This is a genomic window from Promicromonospora sp. NPDC052451 (genome assembly GCF_044547525.1).
In the GTDB taxonomy this organism is placed as follows: Bacteria; Actinomycetota; Actinomycetes; order Actinomycetales; family Cellulomonadaceae; genus Promicromonospora.
The window spans coordinates 275,630-299,381 of sequence record NZ_JBIUAP010000005.1 but is presented as its reverse complement, the minus strand read 5'-3'; the positions used below and the strand labels follow the sequence as shown (position 1 = coordinate 299,381).

21 protein-coding genes and 1 pseudogene are annotated in these 23,752 nt (G+C 67.1%); 15 read left to right on the top strand and 7 right to left on the bottom strand.

What is annotated here, in order from left to right:
- Positions 1-6 precede the first annotated feature (6 nt).
- From ACIG47_RS11260 to ACIG47_RS11240, 5 genes are all read left to right on the top strand, one after another.
- Positions 7-1,107 (top strand): hypothetical protein, encoded by a 1,101-nt coding sequence (locus ACIG47_RS11260; RefSeq protein ID WP_397430871.1) that lies wholly within the window; start codon positions 7-9, stop codon positions 1,105-1,107.
- Positions 1,108-1,405: 298 nt separating this feature from the next.
- Positions 1,406-4,909 carry a MobF family relaxase gene (gene mobF / locus ACIG47_RS11255; RefSeq protein WP_397430870.1) on the top strand — a complete coding sequence of 1,168 codons (3,504 nt, stop codon included), beginning with the start codon at positions 1,406-1,408 and terminating at the stop codon, positions 4,907-4,909.
- A 220-nt stretch (positions 4,910-5,129) separates the two neighbouring features.
- A complete protein-coding gene (locus ACIG47_RS11250) occupies positions 5,130-5,702 on the top strand; it encodes a hypothetical protein (protein ID WP_397430869.1) in 573 nt (190 codons plus the stop codon).
- A 144-nt stretch (positions 5,703-5,846) separates the two neighbouring features.
- Positions 5,847-6,848, top strand: a complete 1,002-nt coding sequence (locus ACIG47_RS11245; protein WP_397430868.1) for an AAA family ATPase — start codon at positions 5,847-5,849, stop codon at positions 6,846-6,848.
- Between the two features lie 4 nt (positions 6,849-6,852).
- The gene (locus ACIG47_RS11240; RefSeq protein ID WP_397430867.1) at positions 6,853-9,384 is read left to right on the top strand and encodes a S8 family peptidase; all 2,532 of its coding nucleotides are present in this window, start codon (positions 6,853-6,855) and stop codon (positions 9,382-9,384) included.
- A 359-nt stretch (positions 9,385-9,743) separates the two neighbouring features.
- On the opposite strand, the gene ACIG47_RS11235 is transcribed toward ACIG47_RS11240, so the two are convergent.
- Entirely contained in the window at positions 9,744-13,214 is a 3,471-nt protein-coding gene (locus tag ACIG47_RS11235) for an SIR2 family protein (protein WP_397430866.1), read from the bottom strand.
- Between the two features lie 393 nt (positions 13,215-13,607).
- On the opposite strand from ACIG47_RS11235, the gene ACIG47_RS11230 reads away from it, so the two are divergent.
- Together ACIG47_RS11230 and ACIG47_RS11225 are read left to right on the top strand one after the other, a co-directional pair.
- Entirely contained in the window at positions 13,608-13,907 is a 300-nt protein-coding gene (locus ACIG47_RS11230) for a 4-fold beta flower protein (protein ID WP_397430865.1), read from the top strand.
- Positions 13,908-14,105: 198 nt separating this feature from the next.
- Positions 14,106-14,354: pseudogene (locus ACIG47_RS11225) on the top strand (transposase); the annotation flags it as partial.
- Positions 14,355-15,281: 927 nt separating this feature from the next.
- On the opposite strand, the gene ACIG47_RS11220 reads toward ACIG47_RS11225, so the two are convergent.
- Complete coding sequence (locus tag ACIG47_RS11220; RefSeq protein ID WP_397430864.1) at positions 15,282-15,530, bottom strand: tyrosine-type recombinase/integrase; 249 nt, start codon at positions 15,528-15,530, stop codon at positions 15,282-15,284.
- Between ACIG47_RS11220 and ACIG47_RS11215 the strand changes: the two genes are divergently transcribed.
- The 4 genes from ACIG47_RS11215 to ACIG47_RS11200 all read left to right on the top strand — a co-directional run bounded on the left by ACIG47_RS11215 (position 15,523) and on the right by ACIG47_RS11200 (position 17,656).
- Positions 15,523-15,693: a hypothetical protein gene (locus ACIG47_RS11215; RefSeq protein WP_397430863.1), complete on the top strand. Its 171-nt coding sequence runs from the start codon at positions 15,523-15,525 to the stop codon at positions 15,691-15,693. The two genes, ACIG47_RS11220 and ACIG47_RS11215, sit on opposite strands and share 8 nt — an antisense overlap.
- Positions 15,686-16,096 (top strand): NUDIX hydrolase, encoded by a 411-nt coding sequence (locus tag ACIG47_RS11210; RefSeq protein ID WP_397430862.1) that lies wholly within the window; start codon positions 15,686-15,688, stop codon positions 16,094-16,096. The genes ACIG47_RS11215 and ACIG47_RS11210 overlap by 8 nt, the downstream gene beginning before the upstream one ends.
- Positions 16,097-16,479: 383 nt before the next feature.
- Positions 16,480-17,049, top strand: a complete 570-nt coding sequence (locus tag ACIG47_RS11205) for a hypothetical protein (protein ID WP_397430861.1) — start codon at positions 16,480-16,482, stop codon at positions 17,047-17,049.
- 415 nt (positions 17,050-17,464) lie between these two features.
- A complete protein-coding gene (locus tag ACIG47_RS11200) occupies positions 17,465-17,656 on the top strand; it encodes a hypothetical protein (protein WP_397430860.1) in 192 nt (63 codons plus the stop codon).
- A gap of 3 nt (positions 17,657-17,659) precedes the next feature.
- Here ACIG47_RS11200 and ACIG47_RS11195 read toward each other — a convergent pair whose 3' ends face one another.
- The 3 genes from ACIG47_RS11195 to ACIG47_RS11185 form a co-directional block, all read right to left on the bottom strand.
- Positions 17,660-17,923, bottom strand: coding sequence for a GlsB/YeaQ/YmgE family stress response membrane protein (locus ACIG47_RS11195; RefSeq protein ID WP_397409202.1), 264 nt, complete (start codon positions 17,921-17,923; stop codon positions 17,660-17,662).
- Between the two features lie 45 nt (positions 17,924-17,968).
- Positions 17,969-18,142 carry a CsbD family protein gene (locus tag ACIG47_RS11190; RefSeq protein ID WP_397409204.1) on the bottom strand — a complete coding sequence of 58 codons (174 nt, stop codon included), beginning with the start codon at positions 18,140-18,142 and terminating at the stop codon, positions 17,969-17,971.
- A gap of 119 nt (positions 18,143-18,261) precedes the next feature.
- A complete protein-coding gene (locus tag ACIG47_RS11185; protein ID WP_397409206.1) occupies positions 18,262-18,648 on the bottom strand; it encodes a hypothetical protein in 387 nt (128 codons plus the stop codon).
- Positions 18,649-18,742: 94 nt separating this feature from the next.
- Between ACIG47_RS11185 and ACIG47_RS11180 the strand changes: the two genes are divergently transcribed.
- From ACIG47_RS11180 to chrA, 3 genes are read left to right on the top strand one after another with little or no spacing between them, the layout of a single operon-like run.
- Positions 18,743-19,252 (top strand): Chromate resistance protein ChrB, encoded by a 510-nt coding sequence (locus ACIG47_RS11180; RefSeq protein WP_397409208.1) that lies wholly within the window; start codon positions 18,743-18,745, stop codon positions 19,250-19,252.
- Positions 19,249-19,680, top strand: a complete 432-nt coding sequence (locus ACIG47_RS11175; RefSeq protein ID WP_397430859.1) for a chromate resistance protein ChrB domain-containing protein — start codon at positions 19,249-19,251, stop codon at positions 19,678-19,680. The genes ACIG47_RS11180 and ACIG47_RS11175 overlap by 4 nt, the downstream gene beginning before the upstream one ends.
- A 60-nt stretch (positions 19,681-19,740) precedes the next feature.
- A complete protein-coding gene (gene chrA / locus ACIG47_RS11170) occupies positions 19,741-21,138 on the top strand; it encodes a chromate efflux transporter (RefSeq protein WP_397430858.1) in 1,398 nt (465 codons plus the stop codon).
- A 22-nt stretch (positions 21,139-21,160) separates the two neighbouring features.
- Here the strand turns inward: chrA and ACIG47_RS11165 are convergent, their stop codons facing one another.
- Positions 21,161-21,562 (bottom strand): hypothetical protein, encoded by a 402-nt coding sequence (locus tag ACIG47_RS11165; protein ID WP_397430857.1) that lies wholly within the window; start codon positions 21,560-21,562, stop codon positions 21,161-21,163.
- Positions 21,563-21,786: 224 nt separating this feature from the next.
- On the opposite strand from ACIG47_RS11165, the gene ACIG47_RS11160 reads away from it, so the two are divergent.
- A complete protein-coding gene (locus tag ACIG47_RS11160) occupies positions 21,787-22,767 on the top strand; it encodes a lysostaphin resistance A-like protein (RefSeq protein ID WP_397430856.1) in 981 nt (326 codons plus the stop codon).
- Here the strand turns inward: ACIG47_RS11160 and ACIG47_RS11155 are convergent.
- On the bottom strand, positions 22,751-23,692 hold the full coding sequence (locus ACIG47_RS11155) for an AraC family transcriptional regulator (protein WP_397430855.1): 942 nt from the start codon (positions 23,690-23,692) through the stop codon (positions 22,751-22,753). The genes ACIG47_RS11160 and ACIG47_RS11155 overlap by 17 nt on opposite strands.
- Between the last annotated feature and the right edge of the window lie 60 nt (positions 23,693-23,752).

Genomic DNA, 23,752 nt, shown 5'->3' with positions numbered 1-23,752 from the left:
CCGGCCATGACCACCACCGAGACCAGCCTGACGAGGTTCGCTCACTGGCTCCCGCTCGTGCCCCGCCCGCGACCCGTCGCGCTGCCGGTCACCGACCGCATCGCCGCTCTCCAGGCCGGCGCGGAACGAGCCCGACAAGACTATGGAGACCTTGCTGCAGCTACCGCTGTCCTGAACAAGGCGGCTCTGCTGCTGAGCGATGCCGGTCATCCTGACGACGCCCGCGACCTGTGCTGGCGCCAGTTCGAGATCTTCCGCCAGCACGCACCCCTGGCTGGAACACCCGCGACATGGGCGCTGCAACCGGTGGTCAACATAGCGCGCTTGTTGATCCGAGCCCGCCAGGGCGAGCAGGCCCACGCCATACTGCGCAGCCTCCACCACGCAGCCACCAACCCCGGCGCCGTCGTCATCGACGGAGTACCCATCGACCTGGGTCAGCTCGTCGTACCCGGCGCGGCGTCCGAGATCGCACGGTTCACCTGGACCACCCTGCTCGCCGACGGTACCCGAGCCCTGACCAGTGCCCGCCGCTGGGTAGAAGCCACCACGTACGCCGAACAGCACCACGGTATCGGCGACCGACTCTTCGACGGCCGACAAGCCGCCATCCTGGCGCAGCTCGACGCCCGCGAACCCGACCAGGCACTCAGCCTCCTGGACGAGACACGTATCGAAGAACCCTGGGAACACGTCGTCGCGGCCTGCCTGCGGGGCGCCTGTCTCACGAGCGCCGGGCGTTCTGCGGATCTGGATCTGGACCAGCTCGTCGCGCTCATCACGGCGCTCGATCCCGCACCTGCACTCGTCGTCTTCCGGATACGTGCGACGCTCCTCCTGCTCCGGTACACGATCGCCCGAGCAGACCAGCTCACGGGCGTCGTCGACGGCCTCGTCTCGCAAGCAGACGGATACACAGCACGTGACCTCCTCGCCGCCGACACCGTCCTCGTGACCCTGACCGACACCAACCGGCGGGCACTCTCGACGATCCTGGACGCGTCAGTGACACAAGCGACGTTGCCGCTCGAAGCCGTGGAGCAAGTCATGGATGCCGCGCACACCGCCGAGCAGGCTCTCGACGACGCGTTGCGACGGATCCCGTAGCGAGGGATGGGCGGCTGCTGGTCGGGCACGCTCGGGGGGGAGACCCATCCCCAGCCCTCGCCTCGGTACTTGGCAGCAGAGCACGCGGCTGACGAGCACGCGACGACGGCGGACATGCGAGGCGGACACAGCGTCGCCGCTGACAGTGCTGCGTAGGTAGGGCAGGTGAGCAGCGGACAGCGGGTCCCGCGGACCGCCCCGAGATCGGATTACGCCTCTTGCAGATCGAGGCACATAGAGCGGTTCGGGCCGTCTGGTGCGGCCCGCGCACCTCCTGTTGTAGGGGGGTGTGCGGCGCATGGCGGTGTCGATCGCGAAGATGTCGGCCGGGGACGGGTTCGAGTACTTCATGAGGTCGGTCGCGGCCGGCGACGGCGACCGGTCGATGGGTACCCCGTTGACGCGGTACTACACCGAGACCGGCACGCCACCGGGCCGCTGGGTGGGCTCCGGTGTCGCTAGCCTCGGGTCCGACGAACTCGGACGCCTGGTCGTGGGGGCTGTGGTGACCGAGGAGCAGATGGCCCGCCTGGCGGGCAAGGGCATGGACCCGGTCACCGGCGTGCAGCTCGGGCGGGCGTACCCGGTCTACGGTCCGGGCAAGGACGGCAAGCCGCGCAAGGCGGTCGCGGGGTATGACCTCGGCTTCGCGCTGCCGAAGTCCGCGTCGATCTTGTGGGGCGTGGCTGACGCCGGGATCCAGGAGCAGATCGTGGCCATCCACCACGCTGCCATCGTGGAGGTGTTCGCGCTCATGGAGCGCGAGCTGGCCGCGACCCGCACCGGAGCCTCCGTCGCCGGCAACGCTACGAGCGAGGCCGGCGAGGGCGGTGCGGTTGCGCAGGTCGGTGTCACCGGGTTGATCGCGATGGCGTTCGATCACTGGGACTCGCGGACCAACGATCCGCACCTGCACACCCACGTCGTGGTCTCCAACAAGGTCAAGACCGTCCTGGACGGGCACTGGCGGTCCCTCGATGCCCGAGGGTTGTACGCGGCTGTGGTGGCGATGTCGGAGCTGCACGAAGCGATCGTGATGGACCACCTCACCCGCACCCTCGGAGTCGGGTGGGAGCTGCGCGCCCGGGCTGGGCAGGGCCGCAACCCGGGGTGGTCGATCACGGGTGTGCCGGACGACCTGCTGGCCGAGTTCTCGGCCCGCTCGGAGCAGGTCAACACCCGGGCGGACGAGCTGATCGCGGGCCACGTGGCCAAGTACGGGCGCCGGCCGAGCAGGAAGACGATCAACAAGTACAAGCAGCAGGCCAGCAAGGAGACCCGCCCCGACAAGACCCACCACTCCCTGGCCGACCTCACCGCCATGTGGCGGCACCGCGCGGCCCGGATCCTGGGCCGCGACGCCACGACATGGGCCAGCCGACTGGCGTCGAAGAGGCCGCCGCGGGTGCTGCGGGCCGACGACATCCCCCTGGACCTGATCGCGGAGCTGGCCGGGGTGGTGGTGGTCGTGGTCTCGGAGAAGAAACCGGTCTGGGGCCGGTGGAACCTGTACGCCGAGTCTGCCCGGCAGACCAAGTCCCTGCGGTTCGCGACGGCCGAGGACCGCATGGCTGTGCTGGACGCGATCACTGACCGGGCGCTGGGTGGTTCGGTGCAGTTGACGCCGCCTGACCTGGCCGTCACGCCCGCAGAGTTCCGGCGGGAGGACGGGACGAGCATCCTGCGGCCGAAGGACTCGGCCCGGTATTCGTCCCAAGCCCTCCTGGACGCCGAGACCAGGCTCCTGGACCGCGCAGGCACCCGCACCGCACCGACGATCACTCTCGACCCCGTTGAATACGCCCTCGCGAAGGGGTCCATTGGCGGGCGGACCGTGTCGGCGGAACAGGCCGAGGCCATCGCCCGCATCGCGGTCTCGGGCCGGCAGGTGGACCTGCTAGTCGGCCCGGCCGGCACCGGGAAGACCACCACCATGCGCGCCCTACGCGCCGCGTGGGAACACGAGCACGGGGCAGGATCCGTGGTCGGGCTGGCACCATCGGCGGTCGCTGCAGCGGTCCTGGCCGAGGACCTGGGTATCGGGTGCGAGAACACCGCCAAGTGGCTCTACGACCACACCCACCACGACACCACGTTCCAGGTGGGGCAGCTCGTGATCATCGACGAAGCCACCCTGGCCGGGACGCTGACCCTGGACCGGATCACCGAGCACGCCGCCGCGGTGGGAGCGAAGGTGCTGCTGGTCGGCGACCCCGCCCAGCTCCAGGCCGTAGAGGCCGGCGGAGCCTTCGCACTCCTCACCTTCGCCCGCCAGGCCGAGGATGATGTCCCGGAGCTGACCGAGGTCCACCGGTTCACCCACACCTGGGAGAAACACGCTTCCCTGGCCCTGCGGCACGGACACGGCGAAGTCGTCGATACCTACCTGGACCACGACCGAGTCCACGACGGCGACGCCGCGACCATGGTCGAGACCGCGTATGCCGCCTGGAAGAACGACCTCGCGCAGGGCAAGGCGACTGTGCTGGTGGCCGCGGACAGCGAGACCGTGCGAGCGGTCAACGAACGCGCCCGCGCCGAGCGACTGCAGACCGGCGCCACCGATGCCGGCCGGGCGGTCCGCCTCGTCGACGGGCTGGCCGCGTCGGTTGGGGACACCGTCATCACCCGCCGCAACGACCGCCGGCTCCGCACTCGGAACGGGTCGTGGGTGCGCAACGGTGACCGGTGGACCCTCGTCAAGATCCGTATCGACGGGTCGGTGGTCGTACGCCGACCCGAAGCCAAGTACGGCAACACGGTCGTACTGCCCGCCGCCTACGCGGCCGAGCACCTCGACCTCGGGTACGCCGTGACCACCTACCGCGCTCAAGGACTCACTGTTGATACTGGGCACCTGATCGCCGGGCCGGGCATGACTCGGGAGCACCTGTACGTCGGCCTGACCCGCGGGCGGGAGAACAACACCGCCTACGTCATCACCGACACTCCACTGGAGATCACGCCCGACGACTACCAAGCCCCCACCGCCCGGAGCGTCTTGGTCGGGATCGTCCGCACGGTCGGAGCCGAGAAGTCCGCCACCCAGACCAGCCATGACGAATGTGAGCGGTGGGGATCGGTCGCGCAGCTCGCCGCCGAGTACGAAACCCTCGCCGCGGCCGCACAACGCGACCGCTGGACCAGACTGCTCCACCACTCCGGCCTCTCACCCCGAGACGCGGACCAGGTCATCACAGCCCCCGCGTTCGGAGCCTTGACCGCGGAACTTCGTCGCGCCGTAGCAGATGGTCACGACGTCGAATACCTGCTGCCCGACCTCGTCGCCCAGCGTGGCCTGGACGACGCCGACGACCCCGCAGCCGTCCTACACCACCGCCTCGCCACCACCGCCGCGCAACCCGCTCGCGCCGACGGGCTGACCATTCAACGACGCCCAACCCGCCGGATCGCCGGCCTCATCCCCGAAGCCACCGGATCCATGACGGACGAATACCGGCGGGCGCTCCAACAACGAGCGACGCTGATCGAGCAACGCGTGACCGACCTGGTTCAACGCGCCATCCGCGACCACGAACCCTGGCTCACCACGCTCGGCCCCGAACCAGACGAAGCCCGAGCCCGGCACACCTGGACCGCCGCAACACGCACAGTCGCCGCCTACCGCGACCGCTACGGCATCACAAGCGCCGCACCACTCGGCAACGACCCGGTCTCTACTGATGCCCAGGCGGTCGACGCCGCACGCGTCGCTACGGCCCTACACCAAGCGACACGACGACCGACCGCACAAGCCTGGCGGCCAGAGGCGGGAAACCGGGAGCGGGGTATCGGTATGTAGCAGGCAAGGGCCGTCCTTCAGTCCCGCGCCAGGTCGGATACACCCGCGCGGTCGCGTGCCTCATCTCCGGTCACGGTTCAGCACCGCGAAGCGGGCGGTGCCGGGTCGTCGGGCAAGACGAGCTCACGCCCGGCCCCGAAGGCCCAGCTGGCAGGGACGCAAGGGTCGCTCTACATTCCGTTGACCAGCCATCTTGGAGGATGAAGTGATCGATCCAGAAGTGACCAAGCTGTTGGCAGACCTGGCGAGGTTGGCAGCCCAGAACGGAGCTGCGGCGATCGCGACGAAGGTTCAGGCCGTCCGTGCGACGAAGCAGCACGACGAGATCGTGAACGAGTTGAGCGAGATCATCAACACACTCATTGACGAGAAGAATCAGTTGCTCACGATCGCGCGGGGTCTGGAGCAGTCGCTCGTTGCCCAGCGGATCACGAGCGAGGAGGTCGACTACATCTCGGCGACGGTGCTTCCGACGATCAAGAAGGTTGCGGCCTCCTCGGATGCGGACAACACGGCTGCACTCAAGGCGCTGGAGCCGCTGGAGCCGCTGTTGTCCGCTGAGACGATCACGATCCTGCAAACACTTGGCTTCAATTTCAAGGCGGCCATCGGCGAGCCGCTCACCGAGCTTGTTCGGCGCTTGATCCTGTCGAACGTTCCCTCGGAGGACGTGGGGGAGCAACTGCAGATCCTTGCAGCTCAGCAGAACACCGCGTTCCTCGAAGTGGTGCGAGACCCCGAGGCTTACGCGCGCCTCGTCGAGGAACGCGGCGGCGGCTCCTCTAGTATCTGACCGCGAGCGGTTGCCGCGTTCGCTGTGTGCGCACGCGTCGCCGTCGCCCACCGGAAGTGCGCCGATGCTCTTATTCGGACACACCTGCGCTACGCAAGCAGATAGACTTGACGCCGTGGCGGGCTTGGAGTAGAGAGGGGCACCGTGGCGACGAGCGACCAGCTAAAGGCAATGGTTAGGAGCCATGCAGACGGTGATGACTCCCAGTTCTACTCCGTCGCGATGCAGGTTGCCGCGAAGGCGGCCCGTGCAGGCCAGTCAAAGTTCGCGCAGGAGCTGCGGGACCTCGTTGATGATTTGCGACGCCGTGGGGTCGAGAGGTCGCGGATCGCGTCGGTCGTCCCTGTGGCACAACCGCGCGGCGAGCTTGCGTCTCTGCTCTCCGTCTCCTACCCGGATGGCCATCTGGGTGACTTGGTCCTGTCTGGCGATCTAGAAGACAAGCTCAAGCACGTCCTGCTGGAGCAGCGTCAAAGGGACAAACTCGCGCGTCACGGACTTGGGCCGGCCCGAAGGCTCCTGCTGATCGGGCCGCCCGGGACGGGCAAGACCTCCACTGCACGTGTGGTGGCGGGAGAACTTGGTCTGCCGCTCTTTGCGATTCGGCTCGACACGATTATCACCAAATATATGGGCGAGACAGCGGCGAAACTGCGGCTCATCTTCGACGCGCTCGCCGAGACTCGGGGCGTGTATCTGTTCGACGAGGTCGATGCGCTCGCTGGGGACCGGGCGGCGTCAAATGACGTGGGGGAGATTCGCCGTGTTCTCAACTCGTTCCTGCAGTTCCTCGAAGATGACGCGTCGCAAAGCATCATCATCGCTGCGACGAACCACCCCGCCCTGCTCGATAATGCGCTGTTCCGGCGATTCGACACGGTCATGGAGTTCGCGCTGCCGGACGCAGATGGTGCACGCGCGGTGATCGCCAACAGTCTCGCCAGGTTCCAAACAACAAACCTCGCATGGAAGCGTGTTCTGGTAGCAGCAGATGGACTCAGCCATGCTGAGATTGTCACTGCGTCGGAGAACGCTGCCAAGCGCACCGTCCTCTCAGGTCGTTCGCGAATCCTGACCGACGACCTCGTGGGGGCTCTCCAGGACCGCCCGAGGCCTCGGGGCAAACGCGAGTCGTTGGGCGCGTAACGGTATGGCAGATCGCGACCGCCCGCATATCCTTGTCTCCTCTTCGCCAGACGCAGAAGGTTTCACGCTTCCGGTGGGAAGAGGTGCCCAAAAGCACGACTTCACCGGCAACCGTGTTCAACACGGCCGGCGGCTGGTCCGCGAGTTTGAAGACTCGTGGAAGGGGGAGGACGAGCACGACGGAACGTACATCACCTTCGAATCCTTCCCCGGGATCGAACTCGCGTTGGAGAGCCTTGACCCGCAGTCGTCCGGTGAGCAGCCCGAGCTTGTCGCTGTTCGCGCGCGGATCGTCGATGACGAGGTCGTGCAAGAAGCCACGGTCTACGTCCCCTTCGGTAAGAAGGAGTACTTCCTCAAGCGGTTGACGAAATACGTCGAGACCGCTCAGAGCGACTCAGTGAAGCACGCCGCGCTCGTCGAGGCGATCAGCTCTATCCGGCGGGCAACCATCCGTGAGTTGTGGACCGACCCTGAGGATCAGTTCCCGAGCGACTCCACAGAGCCGCGCTGGTGGGAGGTGTGGCTACGCAACCGCGACGGCCAGGAGCAGGAACGCCTCACTCGTTTCGCTCAGGCCCATCAGTTGCGAACGAGTGCCCACTTCCTCGGGTTCAACGACAGAACGGTCATCCTGCTCAATGCGACTGCCGAGCAGTTGGCCCAGGCCTTCGGGGCGCTCGACGACATCGCAGAGTTGCGACGACCGCATGACGTCACGAGCTTCCTGACCGAACTGCCCGCGGCCGAGCAGAAGCAGTGGGTCGATGACCTGCTCTCACGCCTGCAGACCGCTGGCCCGGATTCCCCGGTCGTGTGCGTGCTGGACACAGGGGTCTACGACGGGCACCCTCTGCTCGCAGGCTCGTTGGATTCCGCCGATGTACATGTCGCCGACCAGGGGTGGACGCCGCAACCCACCAATCCTCACGGCACGGAGATGTCGGGGCTCGCGCTCTATGGCGACCTGGCCGGCGCGGTTACGAGCGCGCTGCCTGTGCGGCTGGAACACCGGCTCGAGTCGGTCAAGATCCTGCCGGATAACGGCGCGAACGAAAGTGACCTGCTCGGGGCGATTACCGCCCGAGCTGTCGACCAGCCCGAGATCCGAGCCGCAGACCGGCCGCGCGTCTTCATGCTCGCGGTGACCGCTCCGGAAGGAGACGCCGACAGGCCCAACGTGAGTCGCGCCGGGCCTGGCAAGCCGACCTCTTGGTCTACCGCGCTGGACGCGCTTGCGTTTGGTCGAGCGATCGACGATAGCGCAGCCCAGCTCACGTATCTTGATCGCGATGAGCCGCGGCACCCTCGCCTCTTCGTCGTTTCGGCCGGCAACATCCGTGACGTTCGACCCGGTGAGGACCATATCGACCGCAGCGATGTCGAACCTGTCGAAGACCCGGCGCAGGCATGGAACGCTCTCACTGTTGGGGCATACTCGCCGCGGGACGACATGGCAGGAGCGCCCGCAGAGTTCGCAGGCTGGGTACCAATCGCACCGCGCGGTGAGCTCGCGCCGAGCAGCCGCACATCCGTGCTGTTCGGTCGAAAGATCTGGCCGTTCAAGCCTGAGGTCGTGGCAGACGGCGGGAACAACGCTGTCTCGCCCGACCAGACAGACGTCGATACGCCGCCGAACCTTGCGCTGCTGACCACCAGGATGCAGCGGCTTGGTGAGGGCTTCTTCACTACGACTCGCGACACGTCGGCCGCGACCGCGCAGGTTGCCGCCATCGCGGCGGATATCTACGCGGCCTATCCGCATTTGCGCCCAGAGAGCGTGCGGGCTTTGATCGTTCATTCCGCCGAGTGGACTGAGGCAATGAAGGGGCGCTTCGCGGCTGCGACAAGCAAAGGCGCGGTCGGGACGCTGCTGAGGCGATATGGGATGGGTGTCCCGGATCGAGATCGAGCGATTAGATCCGCGGTCGACGCGCTCACGCTGGTGGTCGAGTCCCAACTGCACCCCTTCGAGCACGAAGGCAGCGGTGACGGCAGGGCGCGCGAGATGAACCTGCACAGGCTGCCGTGGCCGGCCGACGTTCTAGAGGATCTCTCGGGCGAGGAGGTGCGCCTTCGCGTTACGTTGTCGTACTTCGTCGAGCCGAACCCGTCGCGCCGTGGCTGGAACGGGCGGTACGCCTACCCGTCCTTCGGCCTTCGATTCGCCACCAAGCGCGCCGAGGAAAGCGTTGACTCGTTCCGGCGACGGATCAACACCCGAGCGCGGGATGGGGAGTACAGCTCCGCCGCGCTTGCGACCGAGAAGGGATGGGTGCTCGGAGCGGACCAACAGCAGGCACCTGGATCGCTCCACACCGATATCTGGACTGGAACTGCTGCTGACCTCGCCAGCAAGAGTGCGATTGCCGTTTATCCCGTCGCGGGATGGTGGAAACGACGGCCCAAACTGGACCAGAGCGACTTCGGCGTCGACTACTCCCTCGTCGTCAGCATCGAGTCGCGCAACGTCGAGGTCGACCTGTGGACACCTGTGATGCAGCAAATCGCAGCACCGGTCGAGATCGAGGCGTAGCGCGCGGGAAGATCGTCACTTGGTCAACATGACGGAGCGTGTTCCCACACGGAATTGCGGATCGAGCCGTGACACGGTTCTTGACACTATTACCGTCCGTGACACGCGATGTGACACCGTTCCGGCGACCACGTCTGCCTACAAATGCCAACCGTGTCCGGCTGAACCCGAGCGGCGCAGGAATTGCAGAATCCAGCCATTCCAGTACCATCACCAGGGCAATCCCAGCCCGCTCAGGACAGCCTTTCGAGTGAGCGTCGAAAGCCGCTCCACCAGCAGGGCTATGGGTTCGATCTTCTGATCTCGTTCGGGCTCCCGTGTAGCGCACGCGGCCGGGGATTTGACGGGGACTCGGTCGCCTACGGCAGGTTCATGCCCAGCCGGAGTGCGGCCTCGCGCAGTGGTTTCCAGTCGCCGGGCTTGGCGACAAGCCGCCGCAGTTTCGGCTCCAATTCGTGCGCCCCCCAGAACGGCTCGATTGTGTTCTGCATGAGGTGTGTGAAGTAGCGTCCGACGGTTTCCGGCTGGGAGTCGATGAGTTCATCGGGAACATGGCGAGAAGCGTCCGCATGCGAGTTAAACCCTGAGGGTGTCGACACAACAAGCTCCACCGCAGCGGCGAGTTCCGCCGCAGGCGCGAACGGCGCAATCGCTGCGAATGCATTTGACTCAATTGGCAACAGGGCGACCGGGTCACCGTGTATGCGGTGTTGCCAGTATTCAGCCAGCCATCCGCCCCACACCGCGCTGCGGCCCAGCTCGTCCAGGCTTGCAAGTTCCTCCTGGATGGCATCGATCCATCGAATGCGGGCGTCTACCTTGGCCTTTGCAGTAAGCCCTCCGACCCACTCGGCAGGCGATGGCGTCTCGCAGCGGACCGCGATAGATGCCAGAAGTCCGGCCCAATGCCGAGCTTGATCATCGCCGAATCGTTCCAGGTGCCGGACGGTCTCCACCAGTCCTCCGAGCAGCCCGGCGGCGGCCAGGCCGCTGTTCCATCGCGCAAAGCTCAACACACCCCACCAATAGGGTTCAGCAACGAACGCTTCATTCCAGTCACCAAGTGGCAGAAGCTGGCTGCGGCACCAGTCACTGTCCGCCGCGTCCAGAAAGTGAAGTCGGCCGGCGATCTGTGTCAGGGCGTAAGCGCCCCGCTGTGTCCGGTCAGCCAGTGCGTGGTCTAGGAATGCCCGGTCTTCTAAGGGCAGCCCTCTCCAGTTATCACCAGCCGCTGCCCAACGGCGCCGGAACATCTCGAACCAGAAGTCCATAAGCAGTCCGGCCGGGACGTTGATCGTCTCCATCAACCAGTCCCGACTGCCGGCCGACTTATACAACTCGTCGGTGGCGCATGCATTCCACATTCGCTCCACAAATGTCGCGGTCGCCTGCACGAGTTCCCATCGAGCATTCTCGGTTCGGTGCGCGAACATTAAGAACTGGCCGACAGCATGGTTCAGTGACTCCAAGTCTGCATCGACCAGGACGCCCATGATGGCTGTGAGGTCGTCTGCTTCTTCAGCGTGGCCCCACGCGCTCACTACGGCTGTCTGCAGTTGGAGGTGCTCGTCGATGTGTGGCCAAAGTTCGAGCCCGGCGGCTGGTCGCTGCTGGACGGTGTCCCGCAGCATCGTGATCGCATCCTCGCGGCTTGGACCACCGGAGCTCGGGAAGGTCCGGTCTTCAAAACTGAGTACGAAGGCGACCGCATCGGCCGGCGATGCCTGCACCTTCTTGTCGAACTCTTCAACGCTCATCGGCGGGTTGTCCTGGATCCCGCCGGACTCCGACCACCGCGCGAGACCTGGGTACGGTGAGCCCTGGATATTTCCGAGCTTGTCACGAAGTGCCGTCAGCGCGCCTCCGAGCCTGTCGTTGCGGACACCGCACCGTTCCAACCACTCCAACGCTGTGAAGCTGCTGTATAGGTCGTCCTGGCCGTCACTCGCTGGCGCGTATGCCTGTACCAGTTCGTCGACCACCTTTGTGTCCGCGCCGGGAGTAGCCGTCTCCAGCAGATGGAACACTTCCTGTGCGACATCCCTGTCGAACGCTAGACCTCGGTCCAGTACGAACCGCACCTTTGCGTTCGCGTCCAATCCGGGCGAGACGGCAGTGACATGAACCGCGAGCCTGTGCATCAGCGCATGCCCACTTTCGAGCCAGCGCTCGACAGCCTGCCGAGCTGAATCTGGCTCCAGCTCCCATAACTGTTCCGCACAATCACGGACCGCGTCGATGACAGCGTCGATCGGGTCCCGATGTCGGTCCTGTACGTGTGCCTGGATCGCCGACCGTCGACGAGAAAACCCAAACGCCGCACGCTCGACCCGCGCCTCCAGGTTCAAATGCCGCAACAATGCGGTCTCTGCGACCGGCAGCACGACCGGTGCTAAGACGCCGAGCTCGGGAACGAACTTCTTCGACCACGCATCGTCCAACCAGTACTGCTCGCCCCGGGTCGCGATCTCCATTCGTCCGCCGCTCCAGCCACGGCCAGGCACCAAACGTGGTGCCATCAAATGGCCGAGGAGCGCGAGAGCCAGGTCGCGGTCTGCCCACACCCCTTTCCACTCCAGTGCAAAATCCAGGCTTTCAGTCCAACACCCCACGTGCTCCTGCTCCATCAGTACCCACACCCACCGCAACACGTGTTCCGGCCGGGTCCCGCTGAACGCATGCAGCCCATGCGCCAGCGCGTTCCACGTAGCCGTCCCCAACACGCCACCGACCTCAGCCCACGCGGCCCACGCCTTCTCGCTGACCCCTTCGTCCTTGACCAGCGCGAAGTCCTGGGAGAACCAGCGCGCTAGTCGGCCCGTGACGTCATCGCCGGCATTCGACCGGTCGAACAAGCGGCGGAACGGCTCTTCTTGTGCCGCCCACTCCAGCCAGAATTGATGCTTCGCGTATTCGCAGAAGAATCCCACTCGATCCGGGCGTCGAATCGAGTCCTGCAGATACGACTGCTCATCCGGTGTCGGCTCAGATGCGCTCGACACAAGGTCGCGGATGCGTTGCCGGTGGTCCAGCAACCCCATACCGCCAAGGTCCGCCCACTCGGTCAGGCACTTGGTCAGCACGTCATGCTCACCAGAGGGATAGTCGAGCACCGTTACCTGAAGACGCTTCCAGATCGGATCATCCGGCTTGTCCGTCAGCACGTACCGCTTCGACTTCGGTCCTAACCCTAAACCTAGATACTTCATCACGACATCGGAGTGGCTGTACCCAACGAACAGCACCGTGTACTCGCGAAACATTCGCTCCAGAAACCGTGTAGCCCAGGCACCATGGAAGTACGCCATGCTAAAGTCTCGGTCGGTTACCACGAGCCGCCGTGGCTCGCCTTCTGCCGACCCGTGCAAATACACCAGGCCCTCGAAGTCGTCACCAAGAGGCAACGCCGGCGCGCGGAAAACCTTGACCTCGCCATCATTGCGATCTCGGAGAGTCTTCTCCAGGTGAAGGTCATAGTTTGTCGTCACGACTCGCGTCGCCCCTTGTGTTGCTAGGCGTGCCAGAGCGACGTGGTTTGCGTTAGGTAGTGAGGCCGGTGCGGTCACGATCCTCTGGACCAGTCGGTGGACATCGACTCCTTCACCTTCGTCCACCACATCCATAAACGCGTCGAGTTGGCTCTTCCACTCGTCCGAGGTGGGATTCAGCCGCGACTGCAGAGTATGAGCAACCTGCAAAGCAAGGCCCTGGAAGCTCGGCAGACCAGATGGTGGGCTGATCGAGATGCCAGCGCCGGTGAAGATGACCAGACGACCCTCCTCCTGGGCTGTGAGCAGGTCCGCTGGAATCTGTACGCCGCCGAGTAGCATGATCAGAGTCTTGCAGGGCCGCGCGCTGACCCGATGCACAGGCATCTGCTCCAGCGGGTGACTTCTGCTCGTGAGCGGGTGATATCACATCACACATTCTGGCCAAATGGACTGGTCTTGGGACGATCCTTGTCACGGCGAACAGCCGAATGCTGTTGCTGCCATCCAGGGACCCCGTAAGTGCAGGCGAGCAAAAGGTCGTAACCCGATCCTTTCTGCTCGGCGGAACGGGACGGACCCTTTCGAGAATGTTGGCGGTGTGGATGCCCAGTTCAACAGTGTGGTGACGCTGGTCGTCGTTCATCGAGGTTCTGGATCGCCCTGGCCCTCGTCCCAGGTGCGACACGACGGGCAGCCGGTCGCAGCGCGTCAGGTCTCCGCTAGAGTACTGCCATGACCCAGTACATCTATGCCACGTCTGGTCAGGCGGTTGGTTTCGTCAGAGGTCGGTACGTCCACGCGCTGAGCGGGAAGGCGATCGGTCAGCTGAATGGAAGTCACGTCCACCGCCTCAGTGGTGCATACGTCGGAGAGTTGTACGAGGACCAGGTCGTCGATCGGCACTTTGGCAACTTTGGGAACATCGGACATTCGGGCGACCCTGGCAACCCGGGTCATCCGGGAGATCCCGGCAACCGGGGGAACCGTGGCTGCCCGTATCCGGACGTCTTCCGAGCCTTGCTGGAAGGCTGAACGCGCGGGATGTCTGTCGGCTGCGGCTGACACGATTCCTGACACGATTGTGCGCCTGACACGCAGGGTGACAGCTGAGTCCCTGATAGTGGTGTAGCGCGGTCGCCGGGATCGTCGTCTTCGACGAGACGCAGTGCGGCCACCGCGTGATCCTTCGAGAGCAACCCTTCACAGCAACCCTCGAACGGAATCATCACGATGACCGCACCTCATATTGTCGACCCTGCCGGCCTGCTTGGCGAGGCCCTCGCCGAGGCTTCCCCGGACCTGATGCGTGACCTGCTGCAGACGATGATCAACGCCCTGCTGTCCGCTGACGCCGATGCCGTGGTCGGCGCGGACTGGGGCCAGCGCAGCCCGGACCGCACCGCGCGCCGTAACGGATACCGGCACCGTGACCTGGATACCCGCGTCGGCACCCTGGACGTCGCGGTCCCGAAGTTGCGGCGCAGTCGGCCGGCTACGAAGCCGCCTGGTGGCGGACACAGTGGGGGCGCGGCTCCCGGGTCGGCAGCCGGTCCGGCGGCCGACCCGGGAGCCGCAGTACGGCATCCCTCTACGCCTTGAACATCCGCGACAGCTGCTTCAGGACCTCGGACAGGTTGCCTGAGTCGGTTCGCCTGATAGCCATGCAGCTGACGATCAGTCTTGACACAGCGTCGAGGAGTTTCGCAGCGGCGTAGACCGCGAGGATTGCTGTCGCAGGGACGACATCCGGGCACAGGACCCACTCGGGTGCAAAAGGCACGTCTACTCCAAGCACGATGAAGTAAGCGCGCCATCCGGATAAGGTAAATCACCCTACGACTAGGCTTCGACCCGGAGGGGTACGCATCGGATAGATGCAAGATAACCGTCCTTGTAGGATATCAGAGACTTAACCTGCGCGTCGCGAGGACTCCAAGTGGCCCGCCCCCTCATCGAGAGGTAGGCCCTCGGGCTGCTGCCCTGCGACATGGCCAGAGCAACGCCATTAGCCGGCCGGAATCGTCTGGCCATGCCGCGCTTCTGCCTCGCTTTGCCCGCCACTGCCTCGGTTTTGCCCCGGATTCGGGCACCGCTACCGACCGCCAATGACTGCCCACGACCACTGGCTCTGCGCTAAACTCAACGCGCTGGAATCGTTGAGATTCCGCCGATCCGACCCTGTCCACGCAGGCGGGCGAACGATCGCAACTCAAGCCTTTCTGCTCGGCGGAGCGGGATGAACCCTTTCGAGAAGGTCGGGGGTTCGAATCCCCCTAGCTCCACAGACGGAAACCCCGCTTGACCAGGGCAAACGCTCCGGTCAAGCGGGGTTTCTTCGTTGCCTAGGGGCGTCTTCCTCGGATTGCGGGCCCCCGGCGGCCCCCGCGTCGTCAGCGACCCCTTCGTTCACGCGATCCAAGCCCGCCTTGTCGGCTCCGGTCCCCAAATAGTGTGCAGGTACCGGTTCGTGGTCGCGATGGACTCGTGGCCGCACCACGCCTGCACCGTTCCGGGGTCGATGCGCCGTGCCAGCCAGAGGCACCCGGCGGTGTGCCGTAGCTCGTGGAGGCGGCGGCCACGGCCGGTCCCGACGTTCCACTGCTCCGTCCGCGAGCAGATCGGAGCCCGTGTACACCCGCACACGGGCGTGTTCATCGAGTATTTCCACTGTGACTACCTCGCCGGTGAGGCGGAGAATCGCGACGTCGTGGAGAACGCCAGCGTCGCATGGGTGGCCATAGCGGACCTCGGCAAGTTCGTACCGGCGAGCACCATCTACCCGCCGATCCTCGAAGTGCTGGGAGGCACGCATGTCTGAGGCGGTGACCGAAGAGAAGCCCGCCATCGCAGCGGCGATCATCGTCCAGGACGGGAAGCTGCTCCTGGTCCAGCGCCGTGTGTCTGAGGGCTCGCTCTCGTGGCAATTCCCCGCCGGCGCAGTCGAGCCGGGGGAGGCCTTCGAGCAGGCGGCGGTCCGTGAGACCGCCGAAGAGACCGGGCTCACCGTCCAGGCCGTCAAGGTGCTGGGGGAGCGCGTACACCCGAACACCGGCCGCCTGATGGGTTACGTCGCGTGCGACGTCATCAGCGGCGAGGCGTACGTCGCTGACGCCGAAGAACTCGCAGACATCGTGTGGGCGACACCGGACAAGTTCACCGACTACGTGCCCTACGGCTTCGCGCCAGCGGTGCAGGACTACCTCACGACGACGCTGGCCTGACGCGGTAGCGGTAGCGGGGTCGCGGACTATCCGTCGAGCGCCAGAACCCGGGTTTCGGGCCAAACCAGGGGTCTAGCTCGAAGGCCGCTACTCTGCTACCTCCGGCGAGAATCGTTGAAATCTAGCGGCTCCCGGGGTGGCGGCTGCGGTAGCGCCCCGCTACCGGTAGCGGGGGGGCTCCGCCACCTGCGCTACCCCGCTCGTCGCGCTGAGCGGGGTCGGCTACGGTCCTGCTCGCTTGCCGTAGACGGCTCAGGTGTCCTCTCCTGGCCGCCGACCCGATCGACCTTCTGTTGCCCGGGTTCGTCGTCAAGGTCAACCACAGTGGCATCAGTCGTCCGGTCCCACCGGGCCTCTGCTCGTAACAGGAGTAAGGACATTCATTGGCCGCAAATCCGTTTGTTGACCGCCTGATCACGCAGGGCACCCCGTCGCAAAAGCTGCAATTCGCAGCGGCTTGCGCCGAGCGGTCTGCTGGCGTTCTGTTCTGGGCGGTATCACTTGATGACCGAATGGCGGATGCTGACCTATACGGCCATATACTGGATAAACTCTGGTCGGGAGTCGCGAAAGAGGGCGAGTGGGCTCGTCTTGTGGAGCAGATCGAGGGCACGCCGGATCTGGTGGATGGGCACGAGCGCGGCGGCGCATATTCTTATGCGTTCAGCGCTGGCGCGCTGATGCACTCGTGCTTGAACTTTGCTCGATCGATGTTTCCTTCCGGACTTTCTGGGATCGCTGAGGAAGCAACAAACAACGCGTCCCGGATAGGATTTAGAGTTGGTGTAAATCTTATCGATGAAGAACTGGGTGAGCATATGAGAGACGCCAACGCCGTTCTCCTATCTGCAGCGATGCCGAGTGCCGTGGACATGTTGCGCGAACGGGCACGCAGTATCGGGCGAGGGCGTCTCTCTGCATTGAAGAAGTGGGGGGACGAGAACGGCCTGTGAGCGGGCCTGCTCGACGGGAGAGCGCTTGTCGCATGAGGGATCCCGTGCCGCACCGGCACTTCGTTACCTACGGGATGAGCGGGCTGCGTGCGCCCCCCGGCAGCCCCCGCCGCCGCACGGAGGTGGGCTGGACGCACCGCATGCACCCGGGAACCCGCTCCAGCAGGGCCGAAGATGGGCCCTGGCATCGGTCGGGGGTTCGAATCCCCCTAGCTCCACAGACGAAAAGCCCGCTTGACCAGGGCAAACGCTCCGGTCAAGCGGGGTTTCTTCGTTGCCTAGGGGCGTCTTCCTCGGATTGCGGCCCCCCGGGGCCCCGCGTCATCAGCGACCCCTTCGTTCACGCGATCCAAGCCCGCCTTGTCGGCTCCGGTCCCCAGGTCGTCGGGTACCGGTTCGTGGTCGCGATGGACTCGTGGCCGCACCGCCCGAGAGGGTCGCCGCCGTCGTCGAGCGCGCGCTGACCGACCAGCGGCCATGGGCCCGCTACCTCACCGGTGCCGCGGCGGCCCTGATGACGGCCGTCCTGAGGCGGGCGCTGCCGACTCGGGCCATCGATACGGTGCCCGGCGTGATGATGGGGCTGCCGACACGGGCGGCCGACTGACACTCAGGTTCGCCGTCGAGCGATCGCTCCCCAGATCACCAGGACGAGCAGCGAGCCCACCAGGGCCCAGAACCACGTCGTCAGCGAGAAGAACGAGTCGTTGACCTGGACGTCGAACAGCGCTCCGCCGATCCATCCACCGAGGAGCGCGCCGAGCACGCCCACGACGAGCGTGATGAGCCAGCCACCGGCGGCCCGGCCAGGAAGGATCGCTCGGGCGATGGCGCCCATGATGAGACCGATCAGGATCCAGCCGATGATTCCCATTGGTGCTCCCTTCGAGAACGGGTCGTGGTGGTGACGCGCTCGTGCTCAGTCCTTGAAGGCGTCCTTCACCTTCTCGCCGGCCTGCTTGAGCGATGCCTTGGCCTGGTCGGTCTCGCCGTCGGCCTGGAGCTCTTCGTCGTCGGTGGCCTTGCCGAGCGCCTCCTTGGCCTGACCCGTCGCGTCTTCGGCGGCATTCTTGAGCTTGTCGTCGATGCCCATGATGTCCTCTCTTCGCAAGGGGTTCTTTCACCTCCACCATTACTCGAACGGCAGAAGCTCGCCAGAGGAGGCCCTGGCTCCGGGCTCGTCGCACGTCAAGCCGGTCCCCTTCGGCCCGGTCAGTCCGGCTCGACGTACCCGGTGATCTCCCGGCGGAGCCCGGTGCGCTCCGCCCTCGGCTCCAGGGCTTCGTTGCCGGGCCAGTCGAGCGGTATCTCCGTCACGTCCGCACGGTCGAACTCGAGGACCGTGTCGTTGTCCAGGGCGCTGTACTCCGACCGGTAGGGGTCGTCCACCACCCCGGCCAGCCGGTCACCGTCCTGCGCGGTGACGCGCACGTACGGCGTGTCGGACCAGCCGGTCGCCGGGTCCCCGTTCCCGGAGACCTGGACGCGCACGACGTTGCCCACCGTGACGTGCTGCCGGATCCCGGGGTGCAGCTGGCCGCCGGACCAGTCGTACACGTCCTCGGGCCGCGGCCGGAACACCTGGTAGCCACCCTCCATGCGGCCAGGCTAACGACGGGACCACCGCGACGCTCCCCAGGTCGAGCCGGGCACCCTTGATCAATCTCATGTAACCGTGGTTACATGTGACCTTATGACCGGCGAGTGGGTGCTGCTGAGCTACCGGCTGCCGCGGGAGCCGTCCTCGCCGCGCGTGGCGTTGTGGCGACGGCTGAAGCGGTACGGCGTCGCGCAGATCTCGGACGGGCTGGTCGCGCTGCCGGCCGATGCCCGGACCCGGGAACAGCTCGAGTGGGCGGCCGACGAGGTGGTCGAGCGCGACGGAACCGCGAGCGTGTGGCTGGCCCGCCCGGCCAGTGCCGCGCAGGAGCGCGAGCTCGCCGGGGCCATGGCGGGCGCCCGGGCCAAGGAGTATCTGGACCTGGAGGCCGCCGCCCGCGCTGCGCTGGACGAGGCACCTGCCGCACGGCGCAAGTCCCTGACCGGCCTGCGCCGCGCCTACCGCGACGTGCGCCGCCGCGACTTCTTCCCGCCTGCCGAACGGGATCGTGCGCAGGCGGCGCTGCACCGCCTGGAGGAGCTGGCGCGGCTCGACGACGACGCGGCACCGGCCGTGCGTGCGGCCACCCGGGGTGCGCGATGAGGTGGGCCACACGGGCCGGGGTGCACATCGACCGGGCCGCGTGCGCCTGGCTGATCAGCCGGTACATCGACCCGGGTGCCGTCTTCGTGTTCGTGGCGGACGCGAGCGAGGTGCCGCCCGATGCGACGCCGTTCGACATGCGCGGGGTCGACCTCGGCCACCACGGCCAGGACTGCAGCTTCGAGACCTTCCTGTCGCGCTACGAGCTGACCGACCCCGTCCTGGCCCGGATCGGACAGCTCGTGCACGAGGCCGACCTCGACGACGGCCGGTTCGACGCACCCGAGGCGCCCGGCCTCGACGTGATCCTGCGCGGCCTGTCGATGACCGGCGACGACGAACGCACCCTCGCGGTCTCCGGGCCCGTGTTCGACGGGCTCTACGAGTTCTACCGCCGCTCCTACCTCCTGGGCCGCGAACCCGCCTGAGGGCCGAGACCGGTACCCGCGGCCCGGAACCCACCGCCGATCACACGACTCTGGAGTGCGATGAACGTCGACAGCACCAACCCCGACGCCGGGCAACAGCCCGGCGGTCGACAGCGGGACCTGGTCCCGTTCCGCACCGCCGTGCGTGCCTGGTTCGCGATCTCGTGGCAGACGTTCGGCGGACCGGCCGGCCAGATCGCCGTCATGCAGCGCACGCTGGTGGACGAGAAGCGGTGGATCGGGCAGGGCCGGTTCCTGCACGCGCTCAACTACTGCATGCTGCTGCCGGGGCCTGAGGCGCAGCAGCTCGCCGTGTACACGGGCTGGCTCCTGAACGGGTGGCGCGGTGGCATCCTCGCCGGAGGCCTGTTCGTGCTGCCCGGGATGCTTGCCCTGCTGGTCCTGTCCGCCGTGTACGTCGCGTTCGGCGACACGACCGTCGTCTCCGCGGTCTTCGCCGGCCTGGCACCGGCCGTCCTGGCCATCGTGGTCCAGGCCGTGCTGCGGGTGGGCAAGCGGGCGCTGACCAGCCCCGCGCTCGTCGTGCTCGCCGTCCTGGCGTTCGTGGCGCTCACCTTCTTCGCGGTGCCGTTCCCGCTCGTCGTGCTCGGTGCGGGCGTGGTCGGGTGGCTCGTGCACCGGTACGCCCCGGGCTGGATCGCCACCAGGCCGCCCCGCGACCAGGGCGACGGCCCCGCGCCGCTCATCCCCGACGACGCCCTGCACGCCGAGAAGCCCTCGGGGCGTCGGGCGCTGCGGGTGCTCCTGCTGGGACTCCTCGCCTGGGGGCTCCCGCTCGGCGCCGTCGCGCTGCTCACGGGTGCGGACAGCGTGTTCACCCAGCAGGGTCTGTTCTTCTCCGGCAGCGCCCTGGTGACGTTCGGCGGTGCCTACGCCGTGCTGGCCTACGTGGCCCAGCAGGCGGTGCAGACCTACGCCTGGGTCACGCCCGGGGAGATGACGCGCGGCCTGGCCCTGGCCGAGACCACACCCGGCCCGCTGATCATGGTCGTGCAGTTCGTCGCGTTCCTCGGCGCCTACCGCGATCCGGGCGACCTCGACCCCTGGGCCGCCGCGCTGCTCGGCGCGCTGCTGACCACCTGGGTCACGTTCGTGCCCTCGTTCCTGTTCATCTTCCTCGGCGCCCCCTACGTCGAGCGGCTCCGGGGCAACCGGGCGCTGTCCTCCGCGCTGACGGCGATCACCGCGGCGGTCGTCGGCGTCATCGCCAACCTCGCGATCTACTTCGCCACCCACACGCTGTTCGCGGCCTCGACGTCGTTCGCCGCCGGCCCGCTGCGGTTCGAGGTTCCCGACCTCGCCAGCGTCCAGCCCGCGGCGCTCGGGATCGCCGTCGTGGCGGGCCTGCTGCTGTTCGTGGTGCGTTGGTCGGTGCTGCGGACCCTCGGGGTGTGCGCCCTGCTCGGGCTCGCCCTCGGGCTCGTGGGGTGGATCTAGCAGGTCTGCGCACCGGGAGGGATCAGCGCTTCCTGCCGTCCCGGTCGCGCACCAGCCGACGGGTGATCGCGGCCACGATCGTGCCGCCGCCGAGCGTGCCCACCAGCACGAGGATCGCCCCGACCGCCCACAGCCCCGAGTCGTCGCTCGCCGCGGCCTGGATCGTCCAGGCCGCGGTGAAGGGCAGCGCGACGCCGAGCACCGCGAGCCAGGCCGGCACGAGCAGGGATCCGATGACCACCAGGCCGACGAGCGCGACGACGCACGCGACGACCTGGACCGTGCCGTAGGGACCGGTGACGGCGCCGGTCACGGGGTCGACGTCCTGGGTCGTGTCCTGGCCGAGGGCCCACCAGGTGGTGACCGAGAGTACGACGAGCGTGAACGTGGCCAGAGCGATGAAGTAGGGGTTCCGCGTCGTCATGGCTCCATTGTGCAGTGGCCCGGCCCCGGGCGTGCCCACCGGCTCGTGCGGAGGCGGCCGGCACCCGTCCGCCCAGGTCACACCCATGACACATGTCATGGGCGCGGCCTGCGAAAGGGCCGGGAAGATGATGACGACAGGGCACTGCTGCCGGGGGTTCGCGTGCGGTGGGCTGTACCCGGTGCGGGACGGGCCCGCGCCACCTGCCCCCGAGGAGCCATGCCATGTCCCACCCCTCCGGAACCGCGTCCACCGCTGACTCCGCGGGCCGGGCCCGCCCGGCTCCGGCAGGTGTGCCGTACCATCTGGCGCTCGCGGGGGAGAAGCGGCGCGTCGGCCGCGGCATCCTCGCGATCGTGCTGCTGCAGGGCGGGCTCGTGGGCTTCGGGGCCGCCTTCGTCCAGCTCGGGGGACACCTCGACGTCCTGCTGGGCCGGGACGCCGCGCCGGGCGGCGCAGGCCTCACACCGGTCACGATGGCCGCCGCCTACGCCTCCACCGCGCTGCTGATCCCGTGGAGCATGCTGATCCAGCGCTGGCTGTACGGCGTCCGGGGCGGATCGCTCCACTCGGTGCTCGGTGCGTTCCGGCCCGCGGTCCTGGGCCGCGCCGTCCTCGTCCTGGCGCCGGTCTGGGCGGTCTACACGGCGGTCCTCGCGGTCCTGGAGCCGACTCCGGTGGCGCCCTGGGCGGTGGCGGACCTGCTCCTCGTGTTCGTGGTCTCGATCGTCGTCGTGCCGCTGCAGAGCGCGGGGGAGGAGTACGGGTACCGGGGGCTGATCTTCCGGGTCGCCGCGAGCTGGGGTCGCGGGCCACGTTCCGCACTCGCCCTGGGTGTCGTCGTCTCCGCGGTGCTGTTCGCCACGATCCACCTGTCCACCGACATCTGGCTCAACCTCCAGTACCTCGCCGTCGGGGTGGCGTTCGCGCTCATCACCTGGCGTACCGGCGGCGTCGAGACGGCGGTGGTGCTGCACGCCGCCAACAACGTCTTCGGGCTCCTGCTCGTGGCGCTCCTGCGGGCGGACCTCGGCGCCACGACGGACCGGTCGTCCGGCGTCGGCTCGGTCGTCTACCTGATCCCCGTCGTCCTGCTGGCGATCGTCACGGCCGTGGTCTGGTACCGCACCCGGGGCGGCGGACCGGTGGTCGCACCCGCGCACGCGTCGGACCGGGGACCCGCCCCGCTCAGCCCTCGCTCGTGACCGAACGCCGTGCCTCGTCCCGGAACTTCGCGGGGGACGCCCCGACCACGCGGCGGAACGCGGTGCTGAACGCGCTCTCGGACTGGTAGCCCGTGGCCCGCGCGAGCTCCGAGATCGACAGGGTGTCCCGGGCAAGGGCGTCGCGCGCGAGGCTCATGCGCCACTGGATCAGGTACTCCAGGGGCGGCACGCCGACGTGGCTCTTGAACGACTGGGCGAACGCGGAACGCGACATGTGGCTCAGCTCGGCGAGCTCCTGGAGGCTCCAGGAGTGGGCCACGTCCGCGTGCACCGCGCGCAGGGCGGTGCCGATGCCGTCGTCGTTGAGCGCACCCAGCCAGCCGGTGGGCCGGTCGGTCTGGCCGGCGTGCGCGCGCAGCATGTGCACGAGCAGGATCTGCGCGAGGTGGTTCTGCACCAGCGGCCCGCCGGCGGCAGCGGAACCGACCTCGGTGGCCAGGTGGTCGATGAGCTGACCGAGCCGTGCGCCGTGCGGATCGGCGGCGCGGACGATCACGAGCGGCGGCAGCAGGTCGGTCAGGAGCGCCGCGTTCTGCTCGTCGAACCCGATGTGCCCCACGCAGAGGTAGACGTCCTGGTCGGACTCCGGGCCGATCCGCACGAACCCGTCCACGGCCCCCGCCCACACCTCCTGCGCAGGGCGCGGACGGGCGCCGGGCGTGCTGGCCAGGACATAGGGCGGCGGGTTGCCCAGCATGAAGGTGTCGCCCTCGCGCAGGAGCACGGGTTCGTGCCCGTCCAGGGTCAGCCAGCACGTGCCGCGGACCAGGCCGCCGATCCGCACGTGCAGGAAGGTCTCGAAGCGCAGCGCCCACTCGCCCACGGCCCGGAGGCTCGGGCCGACCACCGTGCGAGGCCGCAGCAGACCGATCGCATCGGCCACCGGGTCCTGAAAGCCCAGCATCGACGACACCTCCTGGACGATACGTCAAGAATTCGCGGGCAGGCGCCATGGATCGTACAG